The sequence below is a fragment of the Streptomyces hygroscopicus genome (assembly GCF_026168105.1).
Classification (GTDB): Bacteria; Actinomycetota; Actinomycetes; order Streptomycetales; family Streptomycetaceae; genus Streptomyces; species Streptomyces hygroscopicus_D.
Genome location: NZ_LBMW01000031.1, coordinates 16,881 through 32,646, shown reverse-complemented (window position 1 = coordinate 32,646; position 15,766 = coordinate 16,881). Strand labels below are relative to the sequence as shown.

General features: G+C 68.3%; 14 protein-coding genes, 1 tRNA gene and 2 pseudogenes. 9 read left to right on the top strand and 8 right to left on the bottom strand.

The window, feature by feature from the left end; all coding sequences use genetic code 11:
* Positions 1-278: 278 nt before the first annotated feature.
* Positions 279-476: an integrase gene (locus AAW14_RS26285; protein ID WP_265566409.1), complete on the top strand. Its 198-nt coding sequence runs from the start codon at positions 279-281 to the stop codon at positions 474-476.
* Between the two features lie 369 nt (positions 477-845).
* Here the strand turns inward: AAW14_RS26285 and AAW14_RS26280 are convergent.
* The 4 genes and pseudogenes from AAW14_RS26280 to AAW14_RS26265 form a co-directional block, all read right to left on the bottom strand.
* Positions 846-938: pseudogene (locus AAW14_RS26280) on the bottom strand (GntR family transcriptional regulator); the annotation flags it as partial.
* A gap of 60 nt (positions 939-998) precedes the next feature.
* Entirely contained in the window at positions 999-1,319 is a 321-nt protein-coding gene (locus AAW14_RS26275) for a GYD domain-containing protein (RefSeq protein ID WP_265566408.1), read from the bottom strand.
* A 391-nt stretch (positions 1,320-1,710) separates the two neighbouring features.
* Positions 1,711-2,250 carry a GNAT family N-acetyltransferase gene (locus tag AAW14_RS26270; RefSeq protein ID WP_265566407.1) on the bottom strand — a complete coding sequence of 180 codons (540 nt, stop codon included), beginning with the start codon at positions 2,248-2,250 and terminating at the stop codon, positions 1,711-1,713.
* A 341-nt stretch (positions 2,251-2,591) separates the two neighbouring features.
* Positions 2,592-2,667 (bottom strand) — tRNA-Arg (locus AAW14_RS26265).
* 306 nt (positions 2,668-2,973) lie between these two features.
* On the opposite strand from AAW14_RS26265, the gene AAW14_RS26260 reads away from it, so the two are divergent.
* The 4 genes from AAW14_RS26260 to AAW14_RS26245 all read left to right on the top strand — a co-directional run bounded on the left by AAW14_RS26260 (position 2,974) and on the right by AAW14_RS26245 (position 9,083).
* Positions 2,974-4,578 carry a dynamin family protein gene (locus AAW14_RS26260; RefSeq protein ID WP_265566406.1) on the top strand — a complete coding sequence of 535 codons (1,605 nt, stop codon included), beginning with the start codon at positions 2,974-2,976 and terminating at the stop codon, positions 4,576-4,578.
* A 4-nt stretch (positions 4,579-4,582) separates the two neighbouring features.
* Positions 4,583-6,553 carry a GTPase gene (locus AAW14_RS26255; RefSeq protein WP_265566405.1) on the top strand — a complete coding sequence of 657 codons (1,971 nt, stop codon included), beginning with the start codon at positions 4,583-4,585 and terminating at the stop codon, positions 6,551-6,553.
* Between the two features lie 357 nt (positions 6,554-6,910).
* The gene (locus AAW14_RS26250; protein WP_265566404.1) at positions 6,911-7,399 is read left to right on the top strand and encodes a single-stranded DNA-binding protein; all 489 of its coding nucleotides are present in this window, start codon (positions 6,911-6,913) and stop codon (positions 7,397-7,399) included.
* Between the two features lie 277 nt (positions 7,400-7,676).
* The gene (locus AAW14_RS26245; RefSeq protein ID WP_265566403.1) at positions 7,677-9,083 is read left to right on the top strand and encodes a Cys-Gln thioester bond-forming surface protein; all 1,407 of its coding nucleotides are present in this window, start codon (positions 7,677-7,679) and stop codon (positions 9,081-9,083) included.
* Positions 9,084-9,213: 130 nt separating this feature from the next.
* On the opposite strand, the gene AAW14_RS26240 is transcribed toward AAW14_RS26245, so the two are convergent.
* Entirely contained in the window at positions 9,214-10,590 is a 1,377-nt protein-coding gene (locus AAW14_RS26240) for an FAD-binding oxidoreductase (protein ID WP_265566402.1), read from the bottom strand.
* Positions 10,591-10,628: 38 nt separating this feature from the next.
* On the opposite strand from AAW14_RS26240, the gene AAW14_RS26235 reads away from it, so the two are divergent.
* Positions 10,629-11,858, top strand: coding sequence for a zinc-binding dehydrogenase (locus AAW14_RS26235; RefSeq protein WP_265566401.1), 1,230 nt, complete (start codon positions 10,629-10,631; stop codon positions 11,856-11,858).
* A gap of 84 nt (positions 11,859-11,942) precedes the next feature.
* Here the strand turns inward: AAW14_RS26235 and AAW14_RS26230 are convergent, their stop codons facing one another.
* A complete protein-coding gene (locus AAW14_RS26230) occupies positions 11,943-12,917 on the bottom strand; it encodes an antibiotic biosynthesis monooxygenase (protein ID WP_265566400.1) in 975 nt (324 codons plus the stop codon).
* A gap of 98 nt (positions 12,918-13,015) precedes the next feature.
* On the opposite strand from AAW14_RS26230, the gene AAW14_RS26225 reads away from it, so the two are divergent.
* Positions 13,016-13,582 carry a nucleoside deaminase gene (locus AAW14_RS26225; RefSeq protein WP_265566399.1) on the top strand — a complete coding sequence of 189 codons (567 nt, stop codon included), beginning with the start codon at positions 13,016-13,018 and terminating at the stop codon, positions 13,580-13,582.
* A 263-nt stretch (positions 13,583-13,845) separates the two neighbouring features.
* Here AAW14_RS26225 and AAW14_RS39860 read toward each other — a convergent pair whose 3' ends face one another.
* Positions 13,846-13,932, bottom strand: coding sequence for an SHOCT domain-containing protein (locus AAW14_RS39860; protein WP_416223380.1), 87 nt, complete (start codon positions 13,930-13,932; stop codon positions 13,846-13,848).
* 87 nt (positions 13,933-14,019) lie between these two features.
* Positions 14,020-14,178 (bottom strand): annotated as a pseudogene (locus tag AAW14_RS39855) (DUF4429 domain-containing protein); the annotation flags it as partial.
* On the opposite strand from AAW14_RS39855, the gene AAW14_RS26215 reads away from it, so the two are divergent.
* Positions 14,137-14,415, top strand: a complete 279-nt coding sequence (locus tag AAW14_RS26215; RefSeq protein WP_322741121.1) for an ROK family protein — start codon at positions 14,137-14,139, stop codon at positions 14,413-14,415. The pseudogene AAW14_RS39855 and the gene AAW14_RS26215 overlap by 42 nt on opposite strands.
* The gene (locus AAW14_RS26210) at positions 14,372-15,298 is read left to right on the top strand and encodes a hypothetical protein (RefSeq protein ID WP_265566397.1); all 927 of its coding nucleotides are present in this window, start codon (positions 14,372-14,374) and stop codon (positions 15,296-15,298) included. Before AAW14_RS26215 ends, AAW14_RS26210 begins: the two co-directional genes overlap by 44 nt.
* Positions 15,299-15,766 lie beyond the last annotated feature (468 nt).

Below are 15,766 nucleotides of genomic sequence, written 5' to 3'. Positions count from 1 at the left end.
CGGCACTGCCGCCTGGTACTCGCTGGGGTCCGTGGCTATGAGCTCAACCCTTCCGGGATCCAGGCGACCTGTGGTTTTTCCACACGAGTCAGGGGCACACTGAGGTCTACCTGCCTAGGCTGGCGTCTGCGTCATCCCCGAACAGCTCCGGCCGGGTGATCTGCTCTTCCAGGGGGAGTCGGACGGCATCCTCGCCGGTTCCCTCATCCGTCGGGCCTGGCGCGGTGCGCGCAAGGCCGTGCTGCCGCCGCACGTCTTCGAGTCGCCGACCGGGCGGCGTGTACGACAACCGGAACACGCGGCTGACGAAGTGGCTCAACGACGCAATCCCGCCCGCCCAGGTGGCGGAGTGGGCCGGGAACAGTGTCGCCGTGCTCCTGGCGACCTACGCCCGATGCATCGAGGGCCAGCTGCCCGACCTGAAGAGGCGGCTTGAAACTGCCGGAGATCTCCCCGAGCGGCCGTCCGCGGACTGACCCTCGGCCCAGAACTTCGACACGCATTCGACACAGCCACCCGCAAAAACCCGGTGACAGCCGGACGGCCCCGGAGTCTTCCCTTGATCATCAAGGGGGTATCCGGGGTTGACTCGTGCCGAGCATCGCCCACTCTGACCAGCAAAAAGCCCTCCCTGAGGGGGCAACGGGGAGGGCAGAAACCGGTGCCCCGGCAGGACTCGAACCTGTGGTCAAGCGCCGCTTTGCGGGTCGGGTGTCACATATCTGCTCGACCGGTCTTAGGCACGCATTCGACAGGCGGCGCCGGCAAGGCTTTCGACAGGCGGCGCCGGCAAGGCTTTCGACAGGCGGCGCCGGCAAGGCTTTCGACAGGCGGCGCCGGCAAGGCTAGTGACGGTTGATCGGGATCACATAGACGATCTTGCAGTGAACGGCGGGCACCATGATGTCCGCCGTCTCCACCGGGCGCCCCTGCTCGCTGGGTTGCCCGCACGGTCTGTGACGCGTCTGGCGGGCTCTCCCGGGCCAGGCCGTCTTGGCTTACGCGCCGGGAGGGCGGAAGGTGACCTGCCGGCGGGCAGCCTCGTCGATCTCGTCGAGGGTGAGGAGGGGAGTGGCTCGGGTGTGGAGCGCTCCGCTGGCCTTGACGCTGAGGCTTACGGCGGCCATGGAGACTGGGTCGGGGAGGTCGAGGATGCACACGAGGTCGTCCTCTCCGAAGGCGAAGTACATGGCCTCGACTGTCCCGCCGAGGCCGGCGACGACCTGTTCGACAGCGGCGCGGCGGCCACTTGCGCCTTCCTCGAGCAAGCCCTTCGTCCCCTCGGGCGTGTAGGTGGACTGGATGAGGAACTTCGGCATAGGGCGCTCCTTGCCCGTCACTTGTCCGGTGTTCAGAATGGCCTTCCCGCTGTCACGTCGGCTGCCAATCAACGAACGGCTGGATTCACTCGTAGGGCACATCGGCACGTGCATGTATGGGACAGCACCTGAACCAGCGAAGGGCCATGTCGGGAGGAGACACCTCCTGATCAACCCTTCTCTCTCCTCCCGCAGCAGGATGCCGTCTTGCGACACCCGCTTCAGGAGTTCGGTCCATTGCGCCTTCAGCCGTGTGGACTTGGGGAGGCGTAGGTCATGAGAGGTAGCTCAAGGCCGTTCACGACCACTGCCGTTGTTGTCAGACGCGGATGTCAGATGTCGAACAGATCCGGATGTGGGCAGGGCTCCAGTGGGGCGTAGGGCGGGTCAATCATGAGCGGTTCAGACCCCACGTCTGCAGGGCGTAGGGCCGCCCCTTCTCCTCACCCCTGATCAGCGGCACGTCGAGCAGTCTGAAGCCCGCCTTGGTGGCCACGGCGACGCTGGCGTCGTTTTCGGCCTCCAGCTCCAGGATCACCTGCTCCGCGCCCAGCTGCTCGAAGGCGTACGCGGCCATCACCCGCACCGCCCGCGCCGCCAGTCCCTGGCCGCGGTGCGCCGGGCCGACCGCATAGCCGAGCTCTGTGCCCTCGGGGATACGCCGTAGCATCACCTCGCCGAGCGGTGCGCCGCCGTCGACGGTGATGGCGAGCAGGATGGTCGTGCCCTCCGCTCGCAGCTGCCGATCCCGGTCCAGTCGTGCGCGGGCGGCCGCTTCGTCGAAGGGGGAGACGATCGGTGTCCAGTACGCGATGTCGGGGTGATCGAACAGCTCCGGCATCGCGGCCAGGTCCGTCTCCGTCCAGTCGCGGAGAACGAGCCCCTCCCCTGAGAGCTCGATCCGCTCGGGAAAGGGCGTGGTGCTGCTCATGGTGGGGGCCTCCCTGACTTGTTCAGGACAAGGCAGGATAACTGGGGTGCAGGAACGTTGCCGTGCTCCTTGCGGCCTACGCCCGATGCATCGAGGGCCAGCTGCCCGACCTGAAGAGGCGGCTTGAAGCTGCCGGAGATCTCCACGAGCGGCCGTCCGCCGACTGACCCTCGGCCCAGAACTTGGACACGCATTCGACACGGCCACCCGCAAAAACCCGGTGACAGCCGGACGGCCCCGGAGTCTTCCCTTGATCATCAAGGGGGTGTCCGGGGCTGACTCGTGCCGAGCATCACCCACTCTGACCAGCAAAAAAGCCCTCCCGCGGGGAGGGCTCTCAGTGGCGCCCCCGGCAGGACTCGAACCTGCGGCCAAGCGCTTAGAAGGCGCCTGCTCTATCCACTGAGCTACGGGGGCCGGTGTGGTGGCCTGTCGTGGTGCCCGGGTGTGGGCTGATCCGTGACCTTGCCGGGGACAAGGATAGGGCTCCCGGGTCCTTGTCCCTGATGCTTCGCCTCCGTGGCTCGATGTGGAGGTTCAGTGAAGCGGTCCGATAATCGCAGGCAGGTGCGAATCGTGCATCGCTTTTGGCGCCCCGCGCCCCGGGTGTTGTGCACTCGTTATGCCTGCGTCCCAGTCGCCCCTTCCGTCCCATGTGTCCTATCGGCGCGCAGACACCATCATATGCTTCATAAATCACCCAAAATTGGGCATTCTTCACATGTGGTGACCTTGGACGTACGGCCTCAGCTGCTCGACACACTCTCCGCTCTGCGCGACCGTGTTGCCGCCGCACGCTTCCCGCTGCCCCTGAGCGGGGCTCCACGCGCGCGTGCCAACCGCGACGAGCTCCTTGCGCAGCTCGACGACTATTTGGTGCCCCGGCTGAGGGAGCCTGAAGCACCGTTGCTGGCCGTCGTCGGCGGATCCACCGGCGCCGGCAAGTCGACCCTCGTCAACTCCCTTGTGGGACGCAAGGTCAGCGAGGCGGGTGTGCTGCGGCCCACCACTCGTACGCCGGTCCTCGTCTGCCATCCCGAGGACCACCACTGGTTCAGCGGTATGCGCATCCTGCCCGATTTCACGCGTGTGTGGGTGCCCCATCAGGACCCCGGCGACGAATTGCACGGCATCGGGCGCGAGGAGCGGGTGCTGCGCATCGAAACCGCCGACACCCTTCCGCCGGGGCTCGCCCTGCTCGACGCTCCCGACATCGACTCGCTGGTCGCGGGCAACCGGATCCTCGCCGCCGAGCTGATCAGCGCCGCCGACATCTGGATCCTGGTCACCACCGCCGCCCGGTACGCCGACGCCGTGCCGTGGCACCTGCTGCGCACCGCGAAGGAGCACCGGGCGACCCTCATCACCGTGCTCGACCGGGTACCGCACCAGGTTGTCTCCGAGGTGTCGCGGCAGTACGGCGCCCTGCTCACCAAGGCCGGGCTGGGTGACGTGCCCCGCTTCACCGTGCCCGAGCTGCCCGAGTCCGCCTGGGGAGGGGGACTCCTGCCCACGACGGCGGTCGCGCCCCTGCTCACCTGGCTCACGCACCAGGTGCACGACCCAGCCGCCCGGGAGGCCGCCGCGCTCCGTACGGCCAATGGCGTTCTCGACTCCCTGAAGTCCCGCATGCCCGAGCTGGCCGGGGCAGCCGCCGCCCAGTACGCGGCGGCGCTGCGGCTCACCTCGGCCGTCGACACGGCCTACGACAGTGAGTACGCGCGCGTGCGCAGGTCTTTGAAGGCCGGTGCCGTCCTCGCCGGCGACGCTCTGAAGCGATGGCGCAGCTACCCCCTGGACTGCAGTGCCGGTGAACTGCTGGACGCCCTCGTCGAGAATCTGGGCGTCCTTCTGCTGTGCGCCGTCACAGCCGCCGACGAGCGCATTGACGAAGCCTGGCGGCGCGAACCCGCGGCGGGCGCTGCGGGACTGGCGGACCGTGACCCGACCCTGGAGAGCGCCGAGCACCGCATCGGGATGACCGTACGACGCTGGCGGCGCGTCCTCGAGGAGTACGCCGAGGAAGAGTCGCGTGACCTCGACAGGAGCACTGCCCCGGACACTGAGGTGGTGGCCGCTCTCGTCGCCACGGCCCTTCTGGGCGGCCGCCGGGCGCAGGCGGCCGGCGAAGAGCTCGCCGAGCGGATCGGCGCACACCGGGCACTGCGGCTTCGCGACCGCGCCGCACGGCTGCTCTCCGAATACCTCGACCGGGCCCTGCATACGGAACGCGAGCGTCGTCTGGCCCCCCTCGACGCCCTCGAGGTCCACGCCGAGCCTCAGGCCGAACTCATTGCAGCGCTGTCCGTACTGCAGAAGGAGAGGTGACCGCGTGACTGCCGTCACTGGCCACAAGGAGCACGCCGAGGACCCGGAGGACGAGCCGTCGGACGGATCGGTCGCCGCGGCCCGGGGAAGGCCTACGGCCGGGGGAAGGCCTACGGCCGAGAGGCGCCCGGAGCGCCGGATGAGGTCCGAGAGCGGGGGGCGGACCGGGGGCGGATTGCGGTCCGAGGCCGAGACACGGTTGGACGACACCCGGCACGCGTGCGTGACGTGTGGCGACCCTGCGGAACGTACCGCCTCCGGGGCCGTCTGGGACGACGGGCTGATCGCCAGGCGGATGCCCGGGACGACCTCAGTCGCGCAGGAGGCGGCCCCGTTCGTGGAGCCGCTCTGCTCGACCGTACGGCAGCCCGCCTCCCTCGCGCACGAGGCGTCCCTGCGGCCGCGGCTGGACGCGCTGCGCGAGTTGGTGGGACTGTCGCGGACCCGGCTGGACAGCCGCACGCTCGCCGAGGCGGGACGGGTGCTGGACGAGGCGGCCGCGCGCCGCAGGCTCTCCGCGGAGCACACCGTGGTCGCCATCGCGGGCGCCACCGGCAGCGGCAAGTCGACGCTCTTCAACGCACTTGCCGGAGCGGTCATTTCGGATACGGGGGTTCGTCGGCCGACCACCGGCGCGCCGATCGCGTGCAGTTGGAGCGACGGCGCCGCCCCGCTCATCGACCGGCTCGGCATTCCGGCACGGCTGCGCCGACGCCCCCTGCCGAACCCGGACGCGGAATCGCAGTTGCGCGGGCTCGTCCTGGTCGACCTTCCCGACCACGACTCCGCGGCCGTGCGGCACCGGGAACAGGTCGACCGGATCCTGGCGCTCGTGGACGCGGTCATCTGGGTCGTCGATCCGGAGAAGTACGCCGACGCCGTCCTCCATGAGCGCTATCTGCGGCCCCTGGCCGGGCACGCCGAGGTGATGTTCGTCGTCCTCAACCAGGTGGACCGGCTGCCCGGGGAGGCCGCCGAACAGGTGCTCGACGACCTGCGACGGCTGCTCGACGGGGACGGAATCGCCCTGGGCGAGTACGGCGACCCGGGCGCGACCGTGCTCGCCCTGTCCGCGCTCACCGGGGACGGCGTGGGGGAACTGCGCGAAACCCTGGGGCAGTTCGTGGCCGAGCGCGGGGCGGCGGCGCGCCGTATCACCGCAGATGTGGACGCGGCAGCGGCCCGGCTGCGGCCCGTGTACGCGACCGAGCGGCGCACCGGGCTCAGCGAGGAGGCGCGGGAGGAGTTCACCGGGCGGCTCGCGGACGCCGTGGGCGCGACCGCCGCGGGTGAGTCCACCGAACGCGCGTGGCTGCGCGATGCCAACCGCGCGTGCGGTACGCCCTGGCTGCGGATGTGGCGCTGGCACCGGGAGCGGCGCGAACCCTCCACGGGGAGGCTGCCGGTACAACCGCCCGTGGACGAGGAGGTCACCGCTCGACAGCGCGTCGAGCAGGCCGTACGGACGGTGGCGGACCGCGCGGCGAGCGGACTGCCCGTGCCTTGGGCCCAGGCGGTGCGCGAGGCGGCGGTACGGGGTGCGCAGGGACTGCCGGAGGCGTTGGACGAGTTGGCGGGGCGCACCACTGCACCCGAGGGACGGTCAACCCGGCCCGGCTGGTGGCCCATCGCCGTGCTGGCCCAGGTGTCAATGACGCTCCTCCAAGTCCTCGGCGTGCTCTGGCTGTTGGGACAGGTCCTCGGGTTCATGTCGTCGAACCTCGGGGTGCCGCCGCTGTTGATCCTGGCCGGCCTTGTCGGCGGCTCGGCCGTCGAGTGGAGCTGCAGGATGGCCGCGCGCGGACCGGCCCGGCGCCATGGGCTCGAAGCGGAAAGGCGGCTGCGGGAGGCCGCAGCCGGGTGCGGGCGGGCCCGGGTCCTGGACCCGGTGGCCGCGGAGCTGCTGCGGTACCAGGAGGCGCGGGAGCAGTACGCGAAGGTCATGGGAGCCGGGGTGGGGGCACGGGTGGGTTGAGCCCCGGCCCTGCGACGGGCGGCGGGCGAGGCGGGAGCCCGGCTGCCGGGGGGGAGAGGAGCGAGGAGGACGGACGAGACGGACAGGACGGGTGGGGCGGACAGGACGGACAGGACGGACACGATGGAAGAACTCGTTCGGGTGGTGGAGTTGTCCACAACCGGGCGGTAACACACAGTGCTCAGCGGGCTCGGGCCGACGGAGGCAGTCTGATCTCGCGGCGAACGCGGCGAACGCGGTCGTCGCACCGGTGGCGGTATGCGACAAGGCGTACCGCCGCGGCAGACGCAGCCGTACGGGACGGGCCCGTACGCGTTCCGTCCCCGTGCGAGAGCCGGGGTGAGGGAGGGGTATCGCATGAACGAGACGACGGTGTGCGTGGTCGGCAACGTCGCCACTCAGCCGGTCTACCGGGAATCGCCTACGGGTCCCACTGCGCGCTTCCGGCTGGCGGTGACGGCGCGGTATCTGGACCGCGAGAAGAACACGTGGACGGACGGGCACACGAACTTCTTCACGGTGTGGGCCCGGCGCTCCCTGGCCACGAATGTCGCCGCATCCGTGGCCGTCGGTGACCCGCTTCTCGTCCAGGGACGATTGAAGGTGCGGACCGAGCAGCGGGACGGGCAGGGCTGGCTGTCGGCGGACCTCGACGCGGCCGCGATCGGCCATGATCTGTCACGGGGCACGTCGGCCTTCCGACGGTCGTCGCGGACCGAGACGCAGACCGGCGCCCCCTCGCAGCCGGAGCCCAACTGGGAGACGGATCCGATGAGTCGGAGCGGGGACACGGACCCGCCAGAGGCGACGGCCCAACAGCTCCCGGAATCAGTTGCAGTGACATGACGTCAGGCGTGTTCGCCTCGCCCCGGCCGAACTGTCGCTTATCGCCGAATGTGTTGACCCATACCCGAACGGTCCGAAGTCATTTGTGGATAAGCGCAGCTCAGGGGCTGTGTGTGCGATAACGATTGCGAGTCGGATCGGCCTTCCGGCGTCATCATCGGGAAGCCGGGGGCGCCGCATCCTTAGGATGCCGAGCGTAGCTTCAGAGGCTTCTGATTCTGCTGGTAGGACCGCCCCCCCCCCTCATGTCAACGGGTCCTACTCGAAGGGGAGTTCTGTGTTTTCTGCGTTCTCTGCGCCGTCCGCGCACAGGCGAGGTGCCGCCCGCCTCGCCGCCGCGACGTTGGTGTCCGGACTCGTCGCGGCGGGCCCGTTGGCCACCGCGGACGTGGCTGCTGCCGACGGGACACCGCAGACCGAGGGTGGAGCGACCGCGACGATAGGCGACCTCAAGGTGTACGGGGCGGCCGTCATCCATGGGGCCGGCAGGGACGAGCAGGTGCGCGCGGGTCTGTTCGAGATGTCCGTCGACAACGGCGGCACCCTGCAGACGTACTGCATCGACGTCCACAACCCGACGCAGAAGGACGCCAAGTACCACGAGACGTCCTGGAGCGGCACGTCGCTGAGCGGGAACAAGAACGCCGGAAAGATCCGCTGGATCCTGCGCAACTCCTACCCCCAGGTCAACGATCTGGCGGCGCTGGCGGCCAAGGCAGGCGCCGCGGGTCTCACCGAGCAGGACGCGGCGGCGGGTACCCAGGTGGCGATCTGGCGCTACTCGGACGGTGCCCATGTGGACGCGGTCGACCCCCGGGCGGAGAAGCTCGCGGACTACCTGGAGAAGCAGGCACTGAAACTCCCGGAACCCGCTGCTTCCCTCGCTCTCGACCCGCCCGCCGTCTCGGGCCACCCGGGCGGGCGGCTCGGCCCGGTCACGGTGCACACGAATGCGGACAGCGTGACGGTCACGCCGCCCGCGGACGCAGCGACGAGCGGGGTGAAGGTCGTCGACAAGGACGGCAAGAAGATCACGTCCGCGGTCGACGGCAGTCGGATCTACTTCCAGGTGCCGAAGAGGGCGCAGGACGGTTCGGCCGCACTGACGGTGCAGGCCTCGACCACCGTCCCGGTGGGCCGTGCCTTCGTCTCCGAGAGCCGCAGCCAGACGCAGATACTCGCTGGCTCCAGCGAGTCCACAGTCGCGGCGACGGCGACGGCGGGCTGGGCCGCCAAGGGCCCGATACCCGCCCTGTCGGCCGAGCGGGACTGCGCCAGGGGCAGCGTGGACATCACCGCGGTGAACAAGGGCGACGCGGCGTTCACGTTCGAGTTGATGGGCGCCGAGCACACCATCCCGGCGAGCCACTCGCAGACGGTGGCGATCGCCCTGCAGGAGGATCAGGCGTACGACTTCACGATCAAGGGGCCGGGCGGCTACAGGGAGTGGTTCAAGGGCGTCCTCGACTGCAAAACCGAGAGCAGTACCGGCGGCCTGACGGCGCAGACGCTCAGTCAGCCCAGTCCGGCGACCGTGGGCGGCACGGCGCCCGCCGACACGAACCTCGCAGAGACGGGCTCATCGAACACGACACCGATCATCACGGGGACGGCCATCGGCCTGGTCCTGATCGGCGGGGCGGCCCTCCTGCTGATCCGGAAGAAGACACCGGCACGGGACTAGTAGTCACGCCGCGTGATCGAGTGGTGGCGATCCTTGTCAACTCAACAGCGAGCGAACGCGGACGAGCGAACACCGCGAGCGAACACGGCGATGAGCCGAACGTCGCCGTCGGGCGCTCCCACCCGGATCGTTACGGTGTGGCCTCATCCGGTGACAGATAGGAACGGAAGACGCCGTCGGGGTCGTATTGCGCTTTGAGGCTCTGCAGGCGCGTCCAGTCGTCCGGGGCGAAGGACCGGCGAGCACGCGACGGCGCGGCGGTGAGGTCGGCCTCGGCGATGTAGTGGCCTGTACCCAGGGGTTCGACCGCCCGCATGGCGTCGCGCAGCCAGCCGATGTTGGCAGCGTCCTGGCGTGGGTCGTCCCAGACGGCGTAAGGGACGACATAGCTGTTCCCGAGCACCGAGAAGGCCATGTCCTGTGTCGGCCGGCCTGCGGGCGAGACCGGTGCGAGTACGAGCGACCTGCTCGACGGGGCCGCGTCGAGGGCATCGGCAAGCCGCTCGAGGAGCGTGGGAAAGCCGGAGTCCGACCACAGCGTGTCCGCCGCGTAGCGGTGCTCGGGAGGCCACGCGGAGGCAGCGCCTTCGTACAGCGTTTCGAATGCAGTCGGCTCGTCCAGTTGCCGGGAGAGGGCGCGTTCGGCGAGCGGGCAGTACCGGAGCGGCTCGAGGAACTCGTCGGCCTCCTGCCGTGACGAGGCGAAGGCGGTCCCGGTTACGTTCACCACCTTGGGGCTCGCGTCCGTGCCGGGGTCCGCCGAGGCAAGGCAGAAGCTCAGCTCCACATCCGGGGGGAGCTCCGAGGCCACCCCGGTGGCCCAGTGCGTCACCTCGGCGACATCCGCGAGGGGCAGGTTCCAGGTGGTGCTCGTGATCGCGCCGGGACGCGGATACAGCCTGAGGCGGAAGGAGGTGACCACCGCGAAGAAGCCGGGCCCCGCTCCCCGTGCCGCCCAGAACAGGTCGGGATGCTCCCGGTCGCTGCAGGTGACCGACTCGCCGTCGGCGGTGACGGCCTCGATTTCCTCCACGTCGGCGCACGCCGGCCCACGGGCACCGGAATTCCAGCCGAGTCCGCCGCTCAGGAGGTATCCGCCGACCGCGACGGATCCGCAGTGGCCGGTGGGAAAAGCGAGCCCATGACGGCCGAGTTCCGAGCTGAGCTCCCGGCCCGTGGTGCCGGGCTGCACCGTGGCCGTCGCGGAGGCCGGGTCGACGGTGCACGCGCGAAGCCCGGACAGGTCGATGAGCATGCCACCGTCGCGCAGCGGTGACCCGCACCAGCTGTGTCCCCCGGACCGCAGGGCGATCCGGAGTCCCTGGGACCGGGCCAGGCGGACCGCCTCGACGACGTCGGCGGTCGTGGCGGGGCGCACGATGACATCCGGGAACCGCGCAGGTGTGAGGCCGTTCCACACCGCGCTTCTGCGCAAGTCCTCGTATTCGGGGTTGTCCCGCCGTACCAGCATTCCCCCGAGCCCGCGAGTCTGCGTGTGCCGACTCATCACCTGTACTCCTCACCTCGGCATTCCCTGCGTGCCGCATGCCCCTCGGGCCGGACAAGTTGCGCGCCGAGGGCGTAGAAGTTGCGGGGAATGCCGTCGTGGATGACGCTGAAGAGGCGTTATTCGGGGATGAGCCAGGGCAGTTGCAGCTTACCTCGCAGCCCGTGCCTCAACGACTTGTGGCCCGAGAGATTGCCGCAGACACCATGAAATCCTTTGTCATGAGGAAAATCGGCGAGGTCGCGGTCCTCGACAAACCCATTCCGAAGCCGGGGCCGAATGACGCCGTGGTGCGTACGACCGCCGCCATGATCTGCAGCTCCGATGTCCATACGGTGCGAGGAGTGATCCGGGTCGCCCCCGAGGTCACACTGGGCCACGAGGCGGTGGGGGTGATCCACGCGCTCGGCTCGGCCGTGGAAGGGCTGTCCGAGGGTGAGCGTGTGGCGGTGAGCGGGGTCACGCCGTGCTTTCAGTGCGAGTTCTGTCAGCGCGGTCTGTCCTCGCAGTGCGAGGGCAGAATGATGGGCGGCGCGAGGTTCACCGTCCGGATGGACGGGAGCCTCGCCGAGTACTTCCTCGTCAACAACGCGCAGGCGAATCTCGCTCCGATTCCCGAGACACTGTCGGACCACCAGGCGTTGTACGCGACGGACATGCTGTCGACCGGATTCGTGGCCGCAGAACGCGCGGAGCTCGACTTCGGTCAGACCGTTGCCGTGTTCGCCCAGGGGGCGGTGGGCCTTTCGGCCACCATCGGGTGCCGGCTGCGCGGTGCCGGGCTCGTCGTCGCCGTCGAGTCGCGGCCCGAACGGCAGAAAGTGGCCCGTCACTTCGGCGCTGATGTGATCGTCGACCATACCCGGTGCGATCCCGTCGAGCGGATTCTCGAGCTGACAGAGGGCCAGGGTGTGGACGCGGCCATCGAAGCCCTGGGGACGCCCGGGACCTGGGAGGCGACGTTCCGCGTCACCAAACCGGGAGGCCGCATTTCCAATGTCGGCTACCACGGTGAGGTTCCCGAACCGCTGACGATTCCGCTGGAGTCCTTCGGATACGGGATGTCCGACAAGCAGGTCTACGGCGGACTGAACCGAGGGGGCAGGGAGCGTCTGCGCCGGATCTTCCGGTTGATGGAGTACGGCAGGGTGGACCCCACCCAGATGACCACGCACGAGTTCGGTTTCGAGGAGGTCGAGCGGGCCTTCCGGATGATGGAAGCCGGGGCCGACGGGATCATCAAGCCACTGATTCACTTCGACGGCTGAGCAGGCGTGATGGACCGGCACTCGATGATGGACGTGATGAACCGGCACTCGGTGGTGAACCAGAACTCGGTGATGAACCGGCGCTCAGGCGATGAGGCTGAAGATCGCGATGAGAGCGGCGTAGCACACCAGCACCACGGCGGCGCCCGCCATGTCGATGCGTCGCGACCGCGGCCGGTCCGGCGCCAGCCAGAAGGTCAGGGCGCGGTTGACGACCATCGGCATCAGCACCCAGGTCAGAATTGCGACGCTCAGCACGTTTCCGATGAAGAGTCCGAGGTACCCCGGAACGCCGATGTGCGTGAGGACGCGGCCCTCGGTGAGGTTGAGCACCATGACGGTGGGATAGAGCGCGAGGAGAACGGACATGGCCTGCTTCCAGTTGGGCGGGACGCCCCCCTGTTCCCCCTCGCGGAAACGGAACCATCCGCTGAAGGCCGATGCGATCTCGCGGACGTCGTAGTCGGCGAAGTAGTCGCGACCCTCGTCCAGCAGTTTCATGCGGGTGTCCGAACGCAGCCACTGATCGAGGTGCTCACGCGTGTCGAACCGGAAGACAACGACCCAGCGGTCCTGAACTCCTTCCACAGGCGCGAAGAGTTCGGACCCCATGAATCCCGGGAATTTCTCCTGGGCCCTCAGGGTCTTGTCCTGCCAGGTCGCGAAGTCCCCCTCCCGGCCGGGCTTCACCTCATGGGAGATGACCGCCGTAACGGCCTGCTGAGCAGGCTCCCCGCCGCTCAGAACCTCCTGGGAGGGCTCCTCCTCGAACAACCCACGGCCCCGGTCGAGGAGTTCACGGCGCGTCCCGGACGTGAGCCACGCACTCAACTGGTCTACACCCGAAAAACGGAACACCACGACCCACTGGTTGGCCTCGCCGGATTCGGAGTTGGGCGGATAGAGCTCGGTCCCCTCGAAGCCGTCGAAGTCCCGTACGGCCCGATTCACCTGTTCCTGCCAGCGCTTGTAGTCCTCCTCACGGCCGGGGACGACTTTTTGAGAGGTCACGACGGTGGCTCCGGCTCCGCCGGGAGCTCGGTTGGCGCTGACGTTCATACGGAGTAGCCTAATCCAAAAGGAACTTATCGGACAAATGATGGCAAACGGCAAACAAGGGGTGGCGGAAGACGCGTCGGCGCGGAACGGAGGTCCTCATGGGGCACAAGGAGTTTCTGGCGGAAGCCGTACGGCTGGCCACGGAGTCGGTGGAGCATGGCTGGGGCGGCCCGTTCGGTGCCGTGATCACTCGGGACGGCGAAATCATCGCCCGTGGGCAGAACCGCGTTCTCCTGACCGGCGACCCGACCGCACACGCCGAAGTGGAGACCATTCGCAAGGCGGTCCAGCAACTCAACCCCGAGGCGCCCAGCATCTCGGAGGAACACCAGAACGAGAGCACCCTCGCATACGTCCCGCGCCCCGAAGGGTCTCCCGACCCGGTTCCGAAGCGCGCCCGCATGCTCCAGGGCTGCTCGATCTACATCAGCGGCGCACCGTGCCCGATGTGCATGAGTGCCATCTACTGGTCGCGCATCGACGCCGTCTACTTCAGCTGCGACCTGAAGGCCACCCGCGACATCGGCTTTGACGACGTCTACCAGTACGAGGACTTCACCAAGCCGCTGGACCAGCGTCGGATCCACGTCGAGCAGATCTACCCGGAGCTGGGCGCAAAGGCCTACGCGGCGTGGACGGACAAGGGGGACCGCCATCCGTACTGACCCACTGGCCGGAGCGGTACGCGGCGTCCAGGATGATGATCGGTGGGCCGGGGCTTCGTCGGCCGTCCCCGCCGGGCGTACCGCGCGAGGGCCGAGGATGTCGAACGACTTCCTGTTCGCCCCGCGCCGCCGCCGGGAGCCTCGGGCTGGTGATCCACCGTCAAGCCCCATCCTCCTCACCCTTGCCACGGCCGCGCCTCCCAGGGCATGGAAAGGCCCGGCCGATCCGCTGGGCGTACGGCCGGGCCTTGATCGTGGGTGAACTACTGGGCGAGCAGCCGCGCCTTCTGCTGCTCGAACTCGGTCGCGCTCAGGATGCCCTGATCCCGCAGCGCCGCGAGCTTCGTCAGTTCGTCTGCGAGTGAAGTGGGCCTCGTGGCAACTGGGGCCTGCGGCGCGTGCTGCGCGGCGATCGCCTGGTCAAGGGCGGCGCGGAGCTTGTCGAACTCCGGCTGCTGCTGCTTAGTGAAGACGACCGAGTTCTCGTCCTGTGCTGCGCTGGAGGTCTGGCTGCCGAGCGCTGACCGGCGTTCGTTGCCGCCGGGGACGGTGAACTGGATGAAGCCGTTCACGAATGCGCCGGCGGGCTTCCACTGGACGGCCGCGCAGGACGGACCCTCGGTCTGGTCCTCGCCGACCTCGTCAACTGTCTGAACCCGGCAGCGATCATCCTCGGCGGAAACCTCAGTGCTGCCGGGGAGCCCCTGGCAGAGGGTGTCCGCGAGTCCATCAACCGCTACGCTCAGCCCGCCAGCGCCAAAGCCGTCACGGCTGACCGGAAAGACCTGGTTGATTGCCGGATTGCCGGACCACCGAGCAAGGGTTGGTGGTGAGTGTCCGTCAACACTGACAATTCGGCGGCTGCTCCTGCGGCTGCTGCACCTCGGGCGGCTGCTCCTGCGGCTGCTGCACCTCAGGCGGCTGCTCCTGCGGCTGCTGCACCTCAGGCGGCTGCTCCTGCGGCTGCTGCACCTCAGGCGGCTGCTCCTGCGGCTGCTGCACCTCAGGCGGCTGTTGCGGCTGCGGCTGCTGCACCTCAGGCGGCTGTTGCGGCTGCGGCTGCTGCACCTCAGGCGGCTGCTCCTGCGGCTGCTGCACCTCAGGCGGCTGTTGCGGCTGCGGCTGCTGGTTCTGCGGCTGCGGCTGCTGGTTCTGCTGTTGGTTCTGCTCTGGCTTGGGCGGGACGGGGCCTATGAACTGGTTGCGGTGACCGCAGTCGGCATCACCGAATCCCTTCTGGTATCCGGCGTTGTAGTTCGCCTTGTATTCGGCTGCGGCTGCAGAAGCCAGTCTTTGCGCAGTCGGATCTTTACTGGCGTCCGCCTTGGCTATATTTGCGGCAAGCTCAGGTGGGAGCGGGGCTCCATGAGTGGACGAAAGTCCCTCGCACCTGGAACCGGCATTGTAGCCATCCTCCCAACCATAGCCCCCGCCATTTTGGTTCGGCGGATTTGTTGGGGTCACCGTAACGGAGCTTGCCGAAATCCAAGCAGTATTCGCCAGTGCTGGACCGGCACCGCCGCCAAGGAGCGCGCCTATCGCGAACACACCTGCTGCGGTGAGCCCGCCCGCTCGCCCCATCCCTCGACATCTACGGCCTTTGATGGACATTTCATTCCCTATCGTTTGATGTGCCAGCCTATTCCTCTCCCTTTTGATCAAGCATCCCTCGCGGCCCTCGATCGCGACAGGGCCGAACAGCCCAAGGTGCCTTGAGTCGCTCGGGTACAGCACCCGTAGGTTCAGGGGCTTCGGCAAAGCGCCGCGGCGAGGACTTCACGGAGAACGGTGGCGAGCCGGTCGCGCCACCGCGCTTGCGCCCCTACGCTGCCCTCTCGGGCAGCGGGGGCTCTCGGCCGTCGCGGCCAGAAAGACGAGGACACTACGGGTCAGAGGCAAGTCATGAGAACCGCGAGGCCAGAGGGTTCGATCCCTTGGCTCACTTGCCGGGGAAGCACCCGGAGACGCGGTAACCCATACCCCGGGACGTAAGCGTATTCCGCATCGCCACCGCAAAGTTCGGTTGAACCTCACCCGGGATCATTTACCCGCTATCCAGGACGTTTTCATGAGCAGAGCTGAGTCAACTGCCGAATTCGCTGAATCAAGCTGCGCTTCGTGAGCGGTGAGTTGTTTCCCGTTGCGCAGATTTCGTTTTTGCTGTTCAGAGTGGATGGAGTCGCA